General features: G+C 74.1%; 17 protein-coding genes. 9 read left to right on the forward strand and 8 right to left on the reverse strand.

Annotated elements, in window-relative coordinates:
* Window positions 1–88 precede the first annotated feature (88 nt).
* Window positions 89–445, reverse strand: coding sequence for a cupin domain-containing protein (locus ACIBG6_RS24540; protein ID WP_384143373.1), 357 nt, complete (start codon window positions 443–445; stop codon window positions 89–91).
* Between the two features lie 282 nt (window positions 446–727).
* On the opposite strand from ACIBG6_RS24540, the gene ACIBG6_RS24545 reads away from it, so the two are divergent.
* Window positions 728–1,642 carry a pseudouridine-5'-phosphate glycosidase gene (locus tag ACIBG6_RS24545; RefSeq protein ID WP_399224702.1) on the forward strand — a complete coding sequence of 305 codons (915 nt, stop codon included), beginning with the start codon at window positions 728–730 and terminating at the stop codon, window positions 1,640–1,642.
* Window positions 1,639–2,580, forward strand: a complete 942-nt coding sequence (locus ACIBG6_RS24550; RefSeq protein ID WP_399224704.1) for a carbohydrate kinase family protein — start codon at window positions 1,639–1,641, stop codon at window positions 2,578–2,580. The genes ACIBG6_RS24545 and ACIBG6_RS24550 overlap by 4 nt, the downstream gene beginning before the upstream one ends.
* Here ACIBG6_RS24550 and ACIBG6_RS24555 read toward each other — a convergent pair.
* Entirely contained in the window at window positions 2,577–3,230 is a 654-nt protein-coding gene (locus ACIBG6_RS24555; protein WP_399225030.1) for a uridine kinase, read from the reverse strand. The genes ACIBG6_RS24550 and ACIBG6_RS24555 overlap by 4 nt on opposite strands.
* A 129-nt stretch (window positions 3,231–3,359) precedes the next feature.
* Here ACIBG6_RS24555 and ACIBG6_RS24560 point away from each other — a divergent pair, with 129 nt between their 5' ends.
* Both ACIBG6_RS24560 and ACIBG6_RS24565 read left to right on the forward strand, forming a co-directional pair.
* Window positions 3,360–4,112, forward strand: coding sequence for an SDR family NAD(P)-dependent oxidoreductase (locus ACIBG6_RS24560; RefSeq protein ID WP_399224706.1), 753 nt, complete (start codon window positions 3,360–3,362; stop codon window positions 4,110–4,112).
* 25 nt (window positions 4,113–4,137) lie between these two features.
* Window positions 4,138–4,581, forward strand: a complete 444-nt coding sequence (locus ACIBG6_RS24565; protein ID WP_399224707.1) for a MerR family transcriptional regulator — start codon at window positions 4,138–4,140, stop codon at window positions 4,579–4,581.
* Here ACIBG6_RS24565 and ACIBG6_RS24570 read toward each other — a convergent pair.
* Window positions 4,515–5,009: a cupin domain-containing protein gene (locus ACIBG6_RS24570; RefSeq protein WP_399224709.1), complete on the reverse strand. Its 495-nt coding sequence runs from the start codon at window positions 5,007–5,009 to the stop codon at window positions 4,515–4,517. The genes ACIBG6_RS24565 and ACIBG6_RS24570 overlap by 67 nt on opposite strands.
* A gap of 99 nt (window positions 5,010–5,108) precedes the next feature.
* Window positions 5,109–5,753: a winged helix-turn-helix transcriptional regulator gene (locus ACIBG6_RS24575; RefSeq protein ID WP_399224711.1), complete on the reverse strand. Its 645-nt coding sequence runs from the start codon at window positions 5,751–5,753 to the stop codon at window positions 5,109–5,111.
* 91 nt (window positions 5,754–5,844) lie between these two features.
* Here ACIBG6_RS24575 and ACIBG6_RS24580 point away from each other — a divergent pair, with 91 nt between their 5' ends.
* From ACIBG6_RS24580 to ACIBG6_RS24590, 3 genes are all read left to right on the forward strand, one after another.
* Entirely contained in the window at window positions 5,845–7,056 is a 1,212-nt protein-coding gene (locus ACIBG6_RS24580; RefSeq protein WP_399224712.1) for a pyridoxal phosphate-dependent aminotransferase, read from the forward strand.
* A 108-nt stretch (window positions 7,057–7,164) separates the two neighbouring features.
* Window positions 7,165–7,623, forward strand: a complete 459-nt coding sequence (locus tag ACIBG6_RS24585; protein ID WP_399224714.1) for a hypothetical protein — start codon at window positions 7,165–7,167, stop codon at window positions 7,621–7,623.
* Window positions 7,624–7,636: 13 nt separating this feature from the next.
* On the forward strand, window positions 7,637–8,326 hold the full coding sequence (locus tag ACIBG6_RS24590) for a DUF2293 domain-containing protein (protein WP_399224717.1): 690 nt from the start codon (window positions 7,637–7,639) through the stop codon (window positions 8,324–8,326).
* 79 nt (window positions 8,327–8,405) lie between these two features.
* On the opposite strand, the gene ACIBG6_RS24595 is transcribed toward ACIBG6_RS24590, so the two are convergent.
* The 3 genes from ACIBG6_RS24595 to ACIBG6_RS24605 all read right to left on the reverse strand — a co-directional run bounded on the left by ACIBG6_RS24595 (window position 8,406) and on the right by ACIBG6_RS24605 (window position 13,537).
* A complete protein-coding gene (locus ACIBG6_RS24595; RefSeq protein WP_399224718.1) occupies window positions 8,406–9,221 on the reverse strand; it encodes a chaplin in 816 nt (271 codons plus the stop codon).
* A 138-nt stretch (window positions 9,222–9,359) separates the two neighbouring features.
* Window positions 9,360–10,646 carry an SWIM zinc finger family protein gene (locus ACIBG6_RS24600; protein WP_399224719.1) on the reverse strand — a complete coding sequence of 429 codons (1,287 nt, stop codon included), beginning with the start codon at window positions 10,644–10,646 and terminating at the stop codon, window positions 9,360–9,362.
* Window positions 10,643–13,537: an SNF2-related protein gene (locus tag ACIBG6_RS24605; RefSeq protein ID WP_399224720.1), complete on the reverse strand. Its 2,895-nt coding sequence runs from the start codon at window positions 13,535–13,537 to the stop codon at window positions 10,643–10,645. The genes ACIBG6_RS24600 and ACIBG6_RS24605 overlap by 4 nt, the downstream gene beginning before the upstream one ends.
* Before the next feature lie 228 nt (window positions 13,538–13,765).
* On the opposite strand from ACIBG6_RS24605, the gene ACIBG6_RS24610 reads away from it, so the two are divergent.
* Both ACIBG6_RS24610 and ACIBG6_RS24615 read left to right on the forward strand, forming a co-directional pair.
* A complete protein-coding gene (locus tag ACIBG6_RS24610) occupies window positions 13,766–14,101 on the forward strand; it encodes a hypothetical protein (protein ID WP_399224721.1) in 336 nt (111 codons plus the stop codon).
* Between the two features lie 95 nt (window positions 14,102–14,196).
* Window positions 14,197–14,466 (forward strand): DUF6343 family protein, encoded by a 270-nt coding sequence (locus tag ACIBG6_RS24615; protein WP_399224722.1) that lies wholly within the window; start codon window positions 14,197–14,199, stop codon window positions 14,464–14,466.
* Window positions 14,467–14,510: 44 nt separating this feature from the next.
* Here ACIBG6_RS24615 and ACIBG6_RS24620 read toward each other — a convergent pair whose 3' ends face one another.
* Entirely contained in the window at window positions 14,511–14,879 is a 369-nt protein-coding gene (locus ACIBG6_RS24620; RefSeq protein WP_399224724.1) for a tetratricopeptide repeat protein, read from the reverse strand.
* Window positions 14,880–14,921: the final 42 nt, after the last annotated feature.

Consider the following 14,921-nt stretch of genomic DNA (forward strand, 5'->3'; position numbering starts at 1 on the left):
TGCTAGCCGATAGGAAGGTTTCCTACCAGACCTTCAACTCCCCCTGTCCGCACGGGCGTCTGAGCCAGGGGCACGGACCCGGGAGGCCTCAGAGGCTGATGTGGTACGCCTTGCGCAGGGTCTCGTGCACGGTCCAGGTCGTCCGGTCGCCCTCGCGCAGCACGCACGCGTCGCCGGGGCCGATCTCCAGCGTCTCCCCGCCCTCTACGGCGACGGTCGCGCGTCCGCTGACCACCACGAAGAGCTCGTCGGCCTCGGTGTCGGTGACGACGCCGGGCGTGATCTGCCAGATGCCGCGCACCTGCTTTCCGTCGGCGGACTCCCACAGCACCTTGCCCGTCACCTCGGGCGTGCCGGAGACGATCTGGGCGGGGTCGAGGGGGTCCGCCTCGAGCTCCGCGTCGGGGATGTGCACGGCGAAGGAAGGCACGTCATGTGTCGTCATGGGCGGTGACTGTAGCGGGGGTCAGGAGCGCCCCGGGGACCGGGATCGGGTGGAACAGATCACTCCGCTTCGCCTCCTACCAGGCGACTTACCCGAATGCGACGACGGCGACGGATTCCGCACCACGCTCCCGGCGAAGCGCGGCGGGGCTCCTGGCCGTCCGCGGCGACGGGACCGGAGACGCCGTCACGGAATCCGCAGGAACGCCCGGGGACGGACGGGCGTGTGGCAGGAGGTCGCCACCGAGGTTTGCGGGGCCCGTGGTCGCGCCAGGAATGGGACATGTCCACACAGGTGTCCGAAGAGGTACGGGAGGCGCTCCACGAGGGCCGGCCCGTCGTCGCACTGGAATCGACGATCATCGCCCACGGCCTGCCCCGCCCGCGCAACCTCGACGTGGCCCTGGAGCTGGAGGAGCTCGTACGGGCCGGGGGCGCCGTCCCCGCCACCGTCGCCGTGGTCGACGGCACCGCCCGGGTGGGCCTGGACCGTGCGGCACTGACCAGGATCGCGGAGGACCCGGCGGTACGGAAGCTGGGTCACCGCGATCTTGCCCCGGCCCTGGCGACCGGGGCGACGGGCGCGACGACGGTCTCGGCGACGGCGTGGCTCGCGGACGCGGCGGGCATACGGGTGTTCGCGACCGGCGGGCTCGGCGGCGTGCACCGCGAGTGGAGCGAGACCCAGGACGAGTCGGCCGACCTGCGGCTGCTCGCCGAGGTCGGGATCACGGTGGTGTGCGCCGGGGTGAAGTCGATCCTCGACGTGCCGGCGACGCTGCAACGCCTGGAGACGCTGGGGGTGACGGTCGTCGGATACGGCACGGAGCACTTCCCCGGGTTCTACCTGTCCTCCTCGGGAGAGCCCGTCGACTGGACCCTGCGGAGCCCGGAGGAGGTGGCGGGGGTCATACGGGCCCAGGACGCGCTCGGCGGGCGGCGGGCCTCGCTCGTCGTGGCCAACCCGGTGCCGGAGACGGAGCAGTTGGACCCCGCGCTCCACGACCGGGTCCTCGCACAGGGACTCGCGGAGGCGAAGGAGAAGGCGATCACGGGGCAGGCGGTGACGCCGTTCCTGCTGGAATACCTGACGGTGCACACGGCAGGGGCGTCCCTGGAGGCGAACCTCGCGGCGGTACGGGGCAACGTCCGGCTCGCGGCCCGGATCGCGACGGCGTACGGCGCCGACGGCCGATGAGCCGGATGGGGCGCGCGCTGTTGGTCGTCGGGGACGTGGTGACGGATGTCGTCGCCCGGCACCGGACTCCCCTCGCACCCGCGACGGACACGGCGGCGGAGATCCGGACCCTCCCGGGCGGCGCCGGGGCCAACGCGGCCTGCTGGGCCGTGCGCTCCGGATGCGGGGACGTGCGGCTGCTCGGCCGGGTCGGGACGGACGCGGCGGACTGGCACGAGCGGGCGCTGAGACGGGCGGGGGTGCGCCCGCTGCTCGTCCGGGACGCCGAGGCGGCGACGGCCACCGTGATCGCGCTCGTCGACGCCTCGGCCGAGCGGACCTTCCTCACCGACAGCGGCGCCGCGCTGCGCCTCTCCCCCGCCGACTGGAGCGCCGGCGTGCTCGACGGCATGCTCGACGGCGTGGCCGCGCTGCATCTGTCCGGCTATCTGTTCTTCGCCCCGGCGAGCCGCGAGACGGCCCGGCGGGCGCTGCGGGACGCGCGGGAGGCGGGCGTTCCGGTGAGCGTGGACCCGGCCTCCGCGGGGTTCCTCGCGGAGCTGGGAGTGGACGGGTTCCTGACGGCGACAGCGGGCGCCGACGTGCTGCTGCCCAACGCGGACGAGGCCCGGCTGCTGACCGGGGGCCGTGAAACGGAGGCGGCGGCCGCGGAACTGAGCCGGCGCCATCCGCTCGTCGTGGTCACCCTCGGACCGGCGGGTGCGCTGGTCGCCGAGGGCGGCGCGGTCACGGCACGGGTGGCGGCGCCTCCGGTGCCCGCGGCGCTCAGGGTGGACTCGACGGGCGCGGGTGACGCGTTCACCGGGGCGTTCCTGGCGGCCCGGATCGCGGGCGCGGACCCGGTGAAGGCCGCGGAGGCGGGATGCCGCGCGGGCGCGGAGGCGGTCACCGTCGTGGGAGGCAGACCCCTGGACCCCACACCCAGGGCGACCGTCTAGTCCCCGGACTGGCCCCCGGGCCGCAACCCGGTCCAGGCCGGGTGGCGCGGGTCGTCGGCGCGTACGACGGCGTCGGCGGTCGTGGCGGGGTCGACCTCCGTCTCGTACCGGGCGAAGGCGGGCAGCGTCCAGGAATCCTCGGTGCGCCGGGCGAGTGCGGCGGCCGAGAGCCGCAGGTGCACGGTGAGGTCGAAGGGGAACCAGTGGCCGAGGAGGAACGGCCCGTGGAGCAGGAGCACCCCGCCGGGCGGCAGCGTCACGTACGGGCTGCGGGTCGCCCGGTCCGTGGCCGGGTCCCACAGGTCGGGCAGCACGCGTCCGGTGCCGCCGGGCTCCAGCGGCGCGAAGACCTCGCGCCACAGGGCCTTGATGTCGGTCCACCCGTCGAAGTACGCGTCGGGGTCCCGCTTCCCGTACTCGTACCGGAGTGAAGCGGGACGCAGGAAGCCGCCCGTCCCGGCCACGTGGACGGCGCGGCCGCGCGCCCGGAGCGCCTCGGCGAGGAGCCCGGCGAGCTCGCCGCCGGGTGCGGCGGGCGGCCCGTCGATGCCGACCTTGAGCCAGGGTCCGCCGTCGCCGGGCGTGGCCGCGTCAAGGTGCCCGGCGAGTGTGCCGGCCAGCCGTTCCCAGGTGATCGCCTCGTATCGCATCCCGCTCATCCTGCCCGTCACTCCCCTGCCTCGGCGCGTTCCCTGGTCCCGGCTCGCTCCCGCGTCCCAGCTTGTTCCCGCGTCCCGGCTTGACCTTGTCACTGGCGTCACTGTTCGACCATCGGATTCATGGACACCATCACACCCACCAGGGTCGTCGTCGTCACCGGCGCGGGCACCGGCATCGGCCGGGCCACCGCGCGCGCCTTCGCCGGACAGGGGGCGACGGTCGTCGCCGTCGGCCGCAGGAAGGAGCCGCTGCGCGAGGCCGCCGAGGGACACCCCGGAATCCACCCGTTCGTCGCGGACGTGACGGCGGAGGGGGCCGCCCAGGGGATCGTCGAGGCGGCCGTGACCGCGCACGGCCGCCTCGACGTCCTCGTCAACAACGCCGGGATCTCCACCGGCGGCCCGCTCGGCACCCTCGACCGCTCCGTGATCACCCCGCTCCTGGAGACGAACCTCGTTGCCCCCGTCCTCCTCACCCAGGCCGCCGTCCCCGCGCTCAAGGAGTCCCGGGGCGTGGTGGTGAACGTGTCGACGGCGATCGGGCAGCGCGGCTGGCCCGCCAACTCCGTGTATCCGGCGACGAAGAGCGCCCTGGAGGCCCTGACCCGGTGCTGGGCGCTGGAGCTCGCGCCCGACGGCGTCCGCGTGGTGGCCGTCGCGCCCGGCGCGATCGAGACCCCGATCGCCGACCACATGGGCCTCTCCCCCGAGCGGTTGGCGGCGCTGCGGGCGTGGCAGCTCGCCCACACGCCGCTGGGCCGCATCGGCAGGCCCGAGGAGGTCGCGCGGGTGATCACGTCGCTGGCCTCGCCCGACGCCGGCTTCCTCACGGGCACCGTCCTGCCCGTCGACGGGGGCGCGCTGGTCACGTGATACGACTGCGCGAGGAGGTGGCGCCTTGCGCATCGGTGAACTGGCCCGGCGGACAGGGGTGTCACCCCGCGCGCTGCGCCACTACGAGCAGGCGGGACTCATCGCGTCGGCCCGGGCGGACAACGGCTACCGGGTGTACGAGGAGGGCGCCGTCGCGCGCGTGTCGAACATCCGGTACCTGCTGGACGCCGGGCTCACGCACGACGACGTGTCCGCGTTCCGCTCGTGTCTCGACGGGGACGTCGCCTCGGCCGCGCCGTCCGCCCGCGGGCTGGAGATCGCCCGCGAGCGGCTGGCCGTTCTCGACGCGCGGATCGCGGCGCAGACGGCGGCCCGGGACCGGCTCGCGGCCTCCCTGGACCGGTCGGCCCCCGGGGCGCCGACCGAGTCCCTGGCGGGCGCTCAGCGCTGGGCGCAGGCCGGTGCCGGTTCGTCGACCGAGAGCGGCGCCCCCTCGGGCAGCAGGTAGGTCACGTACAGGACGACCGGCTCGGTGCCGAGGTTGCGGCCGATGTGGACGTGCTTGCCGCCCGAGGGCTCGATGAACGCCTGGCCCGTCGCGGTCACTTCGACCGAGCAGTCGTCGAGCGTACGGGTGAGCGTGCCGGCCTGCACGACGGCGACGAGCTGTCCGGGGTGGTGGTGCCACCCCGTGGAGCCGCCGGGGGCGATGGTGATGGTCCGGACGACCACATCGGTGTCGCCCTTGGGCGGCTTGATCTTCATCTTGCCGTCCGAGGTGCCCTTGGCGAGCACGGTCCCGCTGACGCCACTGCCGGGCGTGGCCAGCGCGGCGGACGGCACGACAGCCACCGCGGCGACCGCTCCCGCGACGAGTAGCCCTCTGCGCAGGCGCGCGCCGCGCCCCGCCTCACGTATTCCCTGCCCCAGCCCCATGACGATTCCCCTCCGCGTTCGTGGAGCGGCCGTACGTTCGACGGCCGCCGAAACGGCCACACGCTACTCGGAAGCGGGAGGTCCCGGACAGGGATTCGATCAAGGAACGCGGGTGGGCCGTTCGAGGGCGGCGCGCCCCGACTCGATCGCCCCGGCGAGCGTCAGCTCCCCTTCCGCAAGCGCCCGGCAGGTCGCCGCGTCGGTCCGCAGCCAGGCGTCGGGACCGTCATCCCCACCACTCGGCCGGCCGCCCTCGTACACCCCGTCCCCGTACTCCACGCCACCGTCGCCGTCGATCCGCACGTGGAACTCCCCCTCGTCCAGGGTCACCTGGACGACCCCCGCACCGAGCTCCGCGAGCGGGCCGAGGAGCGGGATCGCGTACCAGTGCGCGCGGACGGCGTCGGTCGGCCGCGGTTCGCCCAGGTCGCTCGCTCCCCATGCGGCGAGCGAGCGCAGGACGGGCAGCAGGTCCCGGCCGCGCGGGGTGAGTTCGTACACGGACGCCGAGGCGGGCGGCGGGAGCCGCCGCCGGGTGACGAGTGCGGCGCTCTCCATGTCCTTGAGGCGGCCGGCGAGCATGTCCGTGCTGACGCCGGGCAGGTCGGCGTGGAGGTCGGTGTAGCGGCGCGGCCCGGCGAGGAGTTCGCGGACGACGAGCAGGGTCCAGCGGTCGCCGACGAGGTCGAGGGCGCGCGCGGCGGCACAGTGCTGGTCGTAGCTGCGGCGTGGCTGACGTGGCATGCGACGCAGTCTAGACATGTTGTTGGACTTTCCAAGCTCGAACTTGGTAAAACCAAGCAACACTGATTCCGGGGACCTGGGGAGGTCGGACATGGAGTTCCGGCAGTCGAGCAAGCTGAGCGAGGTCTGCTACGAGATCCGCGGCCCGGTGATCGAACACGCCAACGCGCTGGAGGAGGCGGGCCACAGCGTCCTGCGCCTCAACACCGGGAACCCGGCGCTGTTCGGCTTCGAGGCGCCCGAGGAGATCGTCCAGGACATGATCCGGATGCTCCCGAAGGCCCATGGCTACACGGACTCCCGCGGCATCCTCTCGGCCCGCCGCGCCGTCGCCCAGCGCTACCAGGCCATGGGCCTGCCCGAAGTGGACGTCGACGACGTCTTCCTCGGCAACGGCGTGTCGGAACTGGTCTCCATGGCCGTCCAGGCACTCCTGGAGGACGGCGACGAAGTCCTGATCCCCGCCCCCGACTTCCCGCTCTGGACGGCGGTCACCACCCTCGCCGGCGGCAAGGCGGTGCACTACCTCTGCGACGAGTCGGCCGACTGGTACCCGGACCTCGACGACATGGCGTCGAAGATCACCGACCGGACCCGGGCCGTCGTCATCATCAACCCCAACAACCCCACCGGGGCGGTCTATCCGAAGGAGATCGTCGAGGGCATCCTCGATCTCGCCCGCCGCCACGGCCTGATGGTCTTCGCCGACGAGATCTACGACCAGATCGTCTACGACGAGGCCGTCCACTACCCGGCCGCCTCCCTCGCCCCCGACGTGGTCGTCCTCACCTTCGGCGGGCTCTCCAAGACGTACCGGGTGGCGGGCTTCCGCTCCGGCTGGCTGGTCGTCAGCGGGCCGAAGCAGCACGCCAGGAGCTATCTGGAGGGCCTCACCATGCTGGCCTCCATGCGACTCTGCCCCAACGCCCCCGCCCAGTACGCCATCCAGGCCGCGCTCGGCGGCCGGCAGTCGATCCACGAGCTCACCGCCCCCGGCGGCCGACTGCGCGAACAGCGCGACCGGGCCTGGGAGAAGCTCAACGAGATCCCCGGCGTCTCCTGCGTGAAACCGAAGGGCGCGCTGTACGCCTTCCCGCGCCTCGACCCCGCAGTGCACAGGATCCACGACGACGAGAAGTTCGTCCTCGACCTGCTGCTGCGGGAGAAGATCCAGGTCGTCCAGGGAACGGGCTTCAACTGGCCGCGCCCGGACCACTTCCGCATCCTGACCCTGCCGTACGCCGACGACCTCGACGCCGCCATCAGCCGCATCGGCCGCTTCCTGAGCAGCTACCGCCAGTGACGTCCCGCCCCCCGGCTGTCATGATCTGAGGGTCCGAAGGATCTTCGGGCGCGGACGAGCGCATCGGTCGAGGACTTCGGCCGAGGAAACGGGGAGGGCCGGCCGGTCATGGATGTGGCGCTGATAGCCGTGATGGGAACGCTGCTGGGTGTGGTCGCCACACACTGGTTCCAGGGCAGGACCACCGAGCGCACGGCCGCCCTCGCCCGGAACGAGCAGCTCCGCCAGGAGCGGATCGAGACGTACAGCGCCTTCGCGGGCGCGGTCGTCGACTACCGGCACAGCCAGAACGACCGCTGGTTCCGGGCGGCCGTGAAGCCCGGGTCGAAGGAGGCGGAGGAGTCCCGCCACGCCTCCTACCGGCAGCGCACCGCCGCCCGACAGGCTCTCTTCCGCGTCCAGTTGGTCTGTGACGACCCGGAGACCCGACGGCTCGCCGAGGCGGCCTTCGTGGACTCCCACTGCATGCACGACGCGGTCGACGAGGCGGACCGGGCCCGCCGTTCGGAACAGGCGAAGGAGGCACTCGCCACGTTCATCGCCGCCGCCGCGCCCGACGTCCGCTGAGGGGAGGCCGGACGTGGACCTCGTCGCCCCGGTCGTCGTGGAGCCGCTGCGACGGCGCCGCTGCTCGGAGTGCCACCAGGGGCCGCTGGAGCGGATGGTCGTCGAGTACCACGCCCTGGTCTGTCTGGACTGCGCCGACCTCGGCCATCTGGTGTTCCTGCGCCGGGGAGACACGGCGCTCACCCGGCGCGCCAGGGAGGGCAGTGCCCTCTGGGCCGTGGTGGTACGGCACAACAAGCGCCGTACGCGGTACGAGCGTCAGGGCCTGCTCGTCGAAGAGGCGGCGCTGGCACGGGCGGAGGCGGCCTGCCTGGCGGACGCGGAGGCGCGGGCCAGGCGGCGGGCCCGGGACGCGGCGCGGCATGCGGCGCTCGACGCCGAGATCACCGCGACCCTGCGGGCCGAGATCCTCCGGTTGTTCCCCTCCTGCCCGGCGGACCGGGCCACGGAGATCTCCGAGCACGCGTCGGCGAAGGGCAGCGGGCGCGTAGGGCGGACGGCCGCGGGCCGGTCTCTCGACCGGGGCGCCGTCACCGCCGCCGTACGCGCCTCCGTACGGCATGTCGACACGCCGTACGACAGCCTGCTGATGCAGGGGGTTCCCCGGCACCAGGCCCGGACGAGGGTCGCATCCGCCATCGAGACGGTGCTTCGGGCCTGGCGCCATGGCGCCGTGGATACGCGCGGTCCGCGACGCGGCTGACGGCTCGGGTGTCAGCGCGCGTCGGTCGGGGCACGAAGGGAAGACCTCGGGTCCGGTTCCCGGCGCGAGGAGGAGACCGTCAGACCTGGTCTCCGGTGCGGCGGGCGCGGCGGTACATCAGGGCGCCGCCGAGCAGCAGCGCGGCGCTCCCCGCGGCGGCGTAGCCGACGGTGTCCGAACCGGTGGCGGCCAGTGCGACCGACTCGGACTCGGTCTGCGGCGCGTGGGCCGGGGCGGGCACGGGCGCGGGGGCGGGCTTCTCGGTCTCCTCGGCGCGCGGAACCGGCACGTTCCTGACGGGGGTCTGCGGCCGCGGCGTCGGCTTCTCGATCGGCTGGACGGGCTTGCCGGGGCCGTTGACCGCGGTGTTGCCCACGGCCGGGTTGCCGATGCCGACGACGTTGACCGAGTTCCCGCTGACGTTCACGGGGAGGTCGATCGGCAGCTGGAGGCCGTTGCCGGAGAGGATGCCCGGGGAACCCTCGGTGTGGGTCTCGGCCGTGGCGCCACCGCCGTTGGAGTAACCGCCGTCGGACGAGCCGCCCCCGTGGGAGCCGCCGCCCTGCTCGCCACCGCGCGGGGTGCCGGGCAGGTCCTTGTGCGACCGGCCGCCGCCGTCCTCCTCGCCGTAGCCACCGGGCTCGGGCGCGGCCGACTTGTTGGCACAGCTGTTGCCGGCCGCCGGGTTGAGCAGTCCGATCACGTTGACCGTGTTGCCACAGACGTTGACCGGCACGTGGACGGGCAGCTGCACCGTGTTGCCGGAGATCACTCCCGGCGAACCGACCGCGGCGCCCTGGGCATCGGCGTCGGCGTGCGCGGCGCCCGCCGAGAGCGCGAGCGCCCCACCCGTGACCATCAGTGTGGCCAGACCACTTCGGCGAATCTGCCTCATGGCTTCCTGCCTTCCGGAGGTGTACACGGGCAAGTGCCCGTACCGGAATCAACGCGACAAACGCGGATGCCGGATCCGGCCGTTGGCGGGATTCACTCCTTCGAGTGGGGCGCCGTTCGAGTGTCGGCTCCCTTCCCGTCACCCTCCGAGCAGGTCGGTGAGCGCGCCGACCGGGTCCGGATCGGGTTCGCCGCGCGGCCACCAGTCCTCGCGGCCCCCGTCCGACTCGTAGCCGTACCAGAGGCCGTCCCGGCCCAGCCGGAGCTGGAGGGATTCCGTCGAGAGCCGGTTGCGCCAGGGCCGGAAGGCGGGGAAGTCGGCGGCGAGCAGCGCGGGTCGGGCCCGGTCGAACGGTCCGGCCGGCGGGTCCCAGGGCTCCTCCAGGACGGCGAGTCCGGCGGCGCCGCCCTGCCGCCAGGCGGCGACGGCACGGGCGAGGTCCGTGGGTGTGCGGTCCAGCGCGTACGCCAGGTCGCGGTAGAGCGCGCGGGTCGAGGCGGTGAGCCCGGAACCGGGGTGCGCGGCGGCCAGCCGGACCGCGTCCTGCCAGGGGGTGAGCGCGGCGACCGGGTCGTGTCCCGTGGCGAGGAAGGTGTGGGCGCGGACCGCCGCCTCGCTCGCCAGGAGGTCGAGGGCGAGCGGGTCGGGGGCTTCGGGGTCGGGAGGGAAGACGGCCGGACGGCCGGGCCGGTCGGGGAGCGCCAACGGCCGGGGCAGCGGCGGGAGTCCCGCTCCTGCCGCCGCCCCGGCCGCCGTCGCGGCGAGCGCGGCGCGGGCGGGGACCGTCGGCATCGGCGGCGCGGCGGCGGACGTCTCGGCGGCGGACCGGGCCGCGTTGCGCCGGGTGAGCTCGGCGAGCAGTTCCTGCTCGCCGCGACCGCGCATCAGGAAGAGGACGAACGGATCCTCGTCGAGGAGTCTCGCCGCCTGGTAGCAGAGGGCGGCAGCGTGCTTGCAGGGGTAACCGTCGTCCGGGCAGGAGCAGTCGGGGACGAGGTCCCCCGGCGCGGGCAGCAGGCCGGTGACGGCCTCCAGGGCGTGCGGCACGTCCTTGTCGAGGAGGGCGGCGATGTGATCGGGGCGGGCGGTGGCCTCGTCGAGGAACCGCTCCCAGCCGTCGTCGCCGAGGGTCCGCATCCTGATCTCGGTGCGGTACGGGCGGGGGCGGCTGCCGTGGACGTAGGCGACGACCCGGCCGGGAGTGACGGTGATCGCGTCGACATGGCCGCGCCCCGCGTACGCCTTCCCGCGCGCGAGGCGCGCCGGGTCGAGGGCCGTGTCCTCCAGCGCCTCGACCCAGGCATTGCCCCACCAGGTGGCGGCGAACCGCCCGTCGGGCGCCTCGCGGGGCGCGACCTGCGGGAAGCTGCGCCGGCGGTCGTCGTGGCGGGGCAGGGCCCCGCGGGCCGAGCGCGGGTGGTTCACGCCTGCCTCCTCAGGGACACCAGGTCGGCCAGCTCCCGGTCGGTCAGTTCGGTCAGGGCGGCCTCGCCCGAGCCGAGGACGGCGTCCGCGAGGGCCCGCTTGGCGCGCAGCATCTCGGCGATGCGGTCCTCGACCGTGCCCTCGGCCACGAGCCGGTGGACCTGCACCGGCTGGGTCTGCCCGATCCGGTAAGCCCGGTCGGTGGCCTGCTCCTCGACGGCCGGGTTCCACCAGCGGTCGTAGTGCACGACGTGGCCGGCCCGGGTGAGGTTGAGGCCGGTGCCCGCGGCCTTGAGGGAGAGCAGGAAGACGGGGATCTCGCCGGCCTGGAAGCGGTCGACCATCCGCTCGCGCTCGGCCACCGGGGTGCCGCCGTGGAGCAGTTGGGCCTGGATGCCGCGCGCGGCCAGGTGGTCGGCGAGGAGCCTGGCCATCGACACGTACTGGGTGAAGACGAGCACGGACCCGTCCTCGGCGAGGATCGTGTCGAGGAGCTCGTCGAGCAGGGCGAGCTTGCCGGAGCGGCCGGCGAGCCGGGCGGTGCCGCTGCCGCGCGGCGACTGCTCCTTGAGGTACTGCGCGGGGTGGTTGCAGATCTGTTTGAGGGAGGTCAGCAACTTCATGACGAGACCGCGGCGGGCGATGCCCTCGGAGGCCTCGATCTGCGCCATGGTCTCGCGGACGACGGCCTCGTAGAGCGTGGCCTGTTCCCGGGTGAGGGACACGGGGTGGTCGGACTCGGTCTTGGGCGGCAGCTCGGGGACGATCCCGGGGTCGGACTTGCGGCGGCGCAGCAGGAAGGGCCGTACGAGCCGGGCGAGCCGCTCGACGGCCTCCGCGTGCTCGATCTCCTCGTTGTTCTCGACGGCCCGGGCGTGGCGGGAGCGGAAGGCCTTGAGGGGTCCGAGGAGACCGGGGGTGGTCCAGTCGAGGAGCGCCCACAGTTCGGAGAGGTTGTTCTCCACGGGGGTGCCGGTGAGGGCGACCCGTGCCGGCGCGGGAATCTCGCGCAGGGCCTTCGCGGTGGCGGAGAACGGGTTCTTGACGTGCTGTGCCTCGTCGGCGACGACCATGCCCCAGTCCCGCTCGGCGAGTCGGGCGGCGCTGGTGCGCAGGGTGCCGTAGGTGGTGAGGACGAAACCGCCGTCCACCCCGTCGAGTCCCCGGTCGGCGCCGTGGAAGCGGCACACCGGCGTGCCGGGAGCGAACTTCTCGATCTCCCGCTGCCAGTTGCCGAGGAGGGACGCCGGGCAGACGACGAGGGTGGGGGCGCGGCGGGCGCGGCGCAGGTGGAGGGCGATGAGCGTGACGGTCTTGCCGAGGCCCATGTCGTCGGCGAGGCAGCCGCCGAGGCCGAGCGAGGTCATCAGGTCCAGCCAGGCGAGGCCGCGGAGCTGGTAGTCGCGGAGGGTGGCGGTCAGGCCGGGCGGGGCCTGCACGGCCTCGGGGCCGGCCATGAGCCGGTCCCGGAGGGCGGCGAGCGCCCCTACGGGGACGGCGGGGACGGTCTCGCCGTCCACCTCGGCGGTGCCGGTGAGGGCGGCGGCCAGGGCGTCGACCGGTTCCAGGAGGCCCAGTTCGCGCTTGCGGGCCTTGCGGACGAGGTCGGGATCGATGACGACCCACTGGTCGCGGAGGCGCACGACGGGCCGGTGGGCCTCGGCGAGGAGGTCCATCTCGCGCTCGGTGAGCGGATCGCCGTCGAGGGCCAGCTGCCAGTTGAACCGCAGGAGCTCCTCGCTGTCGAAGAAGGCAGTGCCGTCGGTCGCGGAGCCGGGCGCGGAGAGGGCGGAGCGGACGACGGCGGAGGCGCTCAGCGAGCGGGCGAGCTCGCGCGGCCAGTGGACGGCGACCCCGGCGTCGGCGAGCCGGGCCGCGGCGGGGCCGAGCAGCTCGTACAGCTCGTCCTCGGTGACGGCGAGGACGTCGGGCACGTCCCGCTCCAGGAGCCGGGCCAGCGGGGGCCAGACGCGGGCGGCCCGGCGCAGGGCGAGGACCGCGTCGATCCGGGCGCGCGGCCCGAAGTGCTCGCCCTCCCCCGCCCACAGGGCGAGGGCGTCGATGACGAGGGTCGGGTCGGCGAGGCTGTGGATCTGGAGGATCGCGGCGGCGGCCTGGCGCTCGGTACCGCCCTCTTCTCCGGCGTCGGTGTCGGAGATGTCGAAGAGTTCGTACCCCGACAGGTCGAGGCGGAGCGAGACCCGTACGCCCGCGTCCATCCCGGCGGCGGCCTCCGCGGCCCAGGCACGCGCGCGGGGCAGGTGCTGCGGCGCCCGGGCCGCGAACGGCGCCCCGACGGCGTGGGTGGCGGCCGGGGTACGGGGCAGGGTGTCGGCGACCGCGTCGAGGAAGGCGCGCACGAGCGCCTCGGGCTCGGGCAGCCGCAGCGGGCCGGGTCCTGGGACGGGCACGGCGTGCGCCTCGTACGGCATGGCCGCGGCCACGGCCCGCAGGTGGGCGATGTCGTCGGCGTCCAGCGGGCCGGCCCGCCAGGCGTCCAGGTCGTCGGTGGTGAGCCCGGGCAGCAGCCGGCCTCGGGCGATCAGCTGCAGGGCGTGCAGGGCGGCGGCTCCCCAGCAGGCGGTGGCGGGGTGGGCGGCCGGGTGGTGGCGGGCCGCGACGAGATGGGGAAGGGCGGCGGCGACGGGGAGGGTGACTGCGGGCACGGTCCGGGTGCGGGCTCCGCTGCCGTGCCGCCGGACGACGGTCAGCTCGACGCGCTCCGGCCCTTCGGGGGTGGTCCGACCGGCTTCGGCGGGCTCGGGTCCGCCGCCGAGCGCGGCGACGTCCGGCAGGGCGCTCCCGTCGGGGGCCCAGAAGGCGACACGGCCCTCGCGCGGCAGGGCGGCCGGGAGGAAGACGGCGGCGCCGGTGGTCCAGATGGGCGTCATGGCTCTGCTCTCCTCCCGCTGCGCGGCGGATTCCGACGGGATCTCCGCCCGGCTCTCCTACTGGCCTCCGACCTTACGGGTGAGGTCTGACAACGGCCGCCAGGGCCGTTCCCCCGGGCGGCCCAGCAGCGGATGCCGCGGGGTCCGGCAGACGGCATGGTGGCCAGGACCGGGGTGGATCCGGGGTGCTGCCGACCGCCGCCTTCGCACGACAGAAGAGGATTCGCCATGTCCGTTCGCCGGCGTCTCACGACGGCCACCGGAGCCGTCCTGCTCACTCTCACGGTCGCCGGCTGCTCGGGCCTCGGCCGCACCACCGTGGGCCCGATCGCCTACGAGACGGAACGCGAGCTGCTGATCTCCGTGACCAGCCCCTCGGTGAACGGCTGCCACCGCCTGGCGCCGTCCGGTGCGACCAGGGTCGCGAACGAGAGCCTGACCGACATCGTGCTGTACCGGACCCGCAACTGCCAGGGCCAGGACTCCACCTACCTCCCGATCAACACCAGCGACGGAATCGTGCCCGGACACCTGCCCTGGCGCAGTTACAGCGTCGTCCACTAGACACCCCGGCAGCGCCCTCCGTCTCCCCTTCCCCCTCCCCTGCCGCAGGTCCATGCTGGAAGTGAACCGGGGACCCCACGGGAGGGGTGACCGCCATGCGTTCCGGAAACGAGCCGGCCACCGCGCGCAGTGCCCTGCGGCTGCGGTTCTGGCTCAGTGTGTGGGGGCTGCTCTGGGCCGCCTTCGGCACGACCGTGTTCTCGCTGGTGGGCCGCCCGGGCTGGGCGGCTGCCTGCGGAGTGCTGCTCCTGGTGGTCACGGTCGATCTGGCGATGGTCGTGCGCCACCTCCACCAGGGACCGCACTGGCAGCCGGGCCGGGACATCCCGCCCTACGAGCCCGACCACGGCGGCACGGGCCGCTGAACCGCACGGGCCGCTGAACCACACGGACCGCTGAACCGCGGCCGTCAGCTCCGCGAGTCGAACCCCGCCGCCTGGAGGTACTCGGGCTTCGGGTCGAGAGCGGCGGCGAGCCGGAAGTGCCGGGTGGCCTGGGCGGGCTTCCCGGAGCGCTCGAAGGTGCGGGCCAGCGCGAAGTGGGCGAACGCGTTGTCCGGCTCGCGCTCCAGGACCAGCTCGAACTCCAGCTGGGCCGGTCGGAGCTGGGCGGCGGCGAAGAACGCCCTGGCCCGCAGCAGGCGGGCCGCCGTGTTCTCGGGGTGGGCGGCGATCACCGAGTCCAGCAGCTTCACGGCGCCCTGCGGGTCCCGCGCGGCCAGCAGATGCTCGGCGGCGCGGAAGTCGATGACGTGGGTTTCCGGGTTCCTGTCGGCCACGGTGGCATCCTTCCCTCGATGAGGTGAAGGAACACCGAACCC

It is taken from the genome of Streptomyces sp. NPDC050842 (assembly GCF_044456565.1).
Taxonomy (GTDB): domain Bacteria; phylum Actinomycetota; class Actinomycetes; order Streptomycetales; family Streptomycetaceae; genus Streptomyces.

Bases quoted from the DNA above. Each gene is read 5' to 3' on its own strand.
- ACIBG6_RS24575 (WP_399224711.1), bottom strand. From the start codon at position 5,753: ATGCCACGTCAGCCACGCCGCAGCTACGACCAGCACTGTGCCGCCGCG.
- ACIBG6_RS24615 (WP_399224722.1), top strand. From the start codon at position 14,197: ATGCGTTCCGGAAACGAGCCGGCCACCGCGCGCAGTGCCCTGCGGCTG.
- ACIBG6_RS24570 (WP_399224709.1), bottom strand. From the start codon at position 5,009: ATGGGGCTGGGGCAGGGAATACGTGAGGCGGGGCGCGGCGCGCGCCTG.
- ACIBG6_RS24585 (WP_399224714.1), top strand. From the start codon at position 7,165: ATGGATGTGGCGCTGATAGCCGTGATGGGAACGCTGCTGGGTGTGGTC.
- ACIBG6_RS24605 (WP_399224720.1), bottom strand. From the start codon at position 13,537: ATGACGCCCATCTGGACCACCGGCGCCGCCGTCTTCCTCCCGGCCGCC.
- ACIBG6_RS24545 (WP_399224702.1), top strand. From the start codon at position 728: ATGTCCACACAGGTGTCCGAAGAGGTACGGGAGGCGCTCCACGAGGGC.
- ACIBG6_RS24595 (WP_399224718.1), bottom strand. From the start codon at position 9,221: ATGAGGCAGATTCGCCGAAGTGGTCTGGCCACACTGATGGTCACGGGT.
- ACIBG6_RS24560 (WP_399224706.1), top strand. From the start codon at position 3,360: ATGGACACCATCACACCCACCAGGGTCGTCGTCGTCACCGGCGCGGGC.
- ACIBG6_RS24580 (WP_399224712.1), top strand. From the start codon at position 5,845: ATGGAGTTCCGGCAGTCGAGCAAGCTGAGCGAGGTCTGCTACGAGATC.
- ACIBG6_RS24610 (WP_399224721.1), top strand. From the start codon at position 13,766: ATGTCCGTTCGCCGGCGTCTCACGACGGCCACCGGAGCCGTCCTGCTC.
- ACIBG6_RS24540 (WP_384143373.1), bottom strand. From the start codon at position 445: ATGACGACACATGACGTGCCTTCCTTCGCCGTGCACATCCCCGACGCG.
- ACIBG6_RS24550 (WP_399224704.1), top strand. From the start codon at position 1,639: ATGAGCCGGATGGGGCGCGCGCTGTTGGTCGTCGGGGACGTGGTGACG.
- ACIBG6_RS24555 (WP_399225030.1), bottom strand. From the start codon at position 3,230: ATGCGATACGAGGCGATCACCTGGGAACGGCTGGCCGGCACACTCGCC.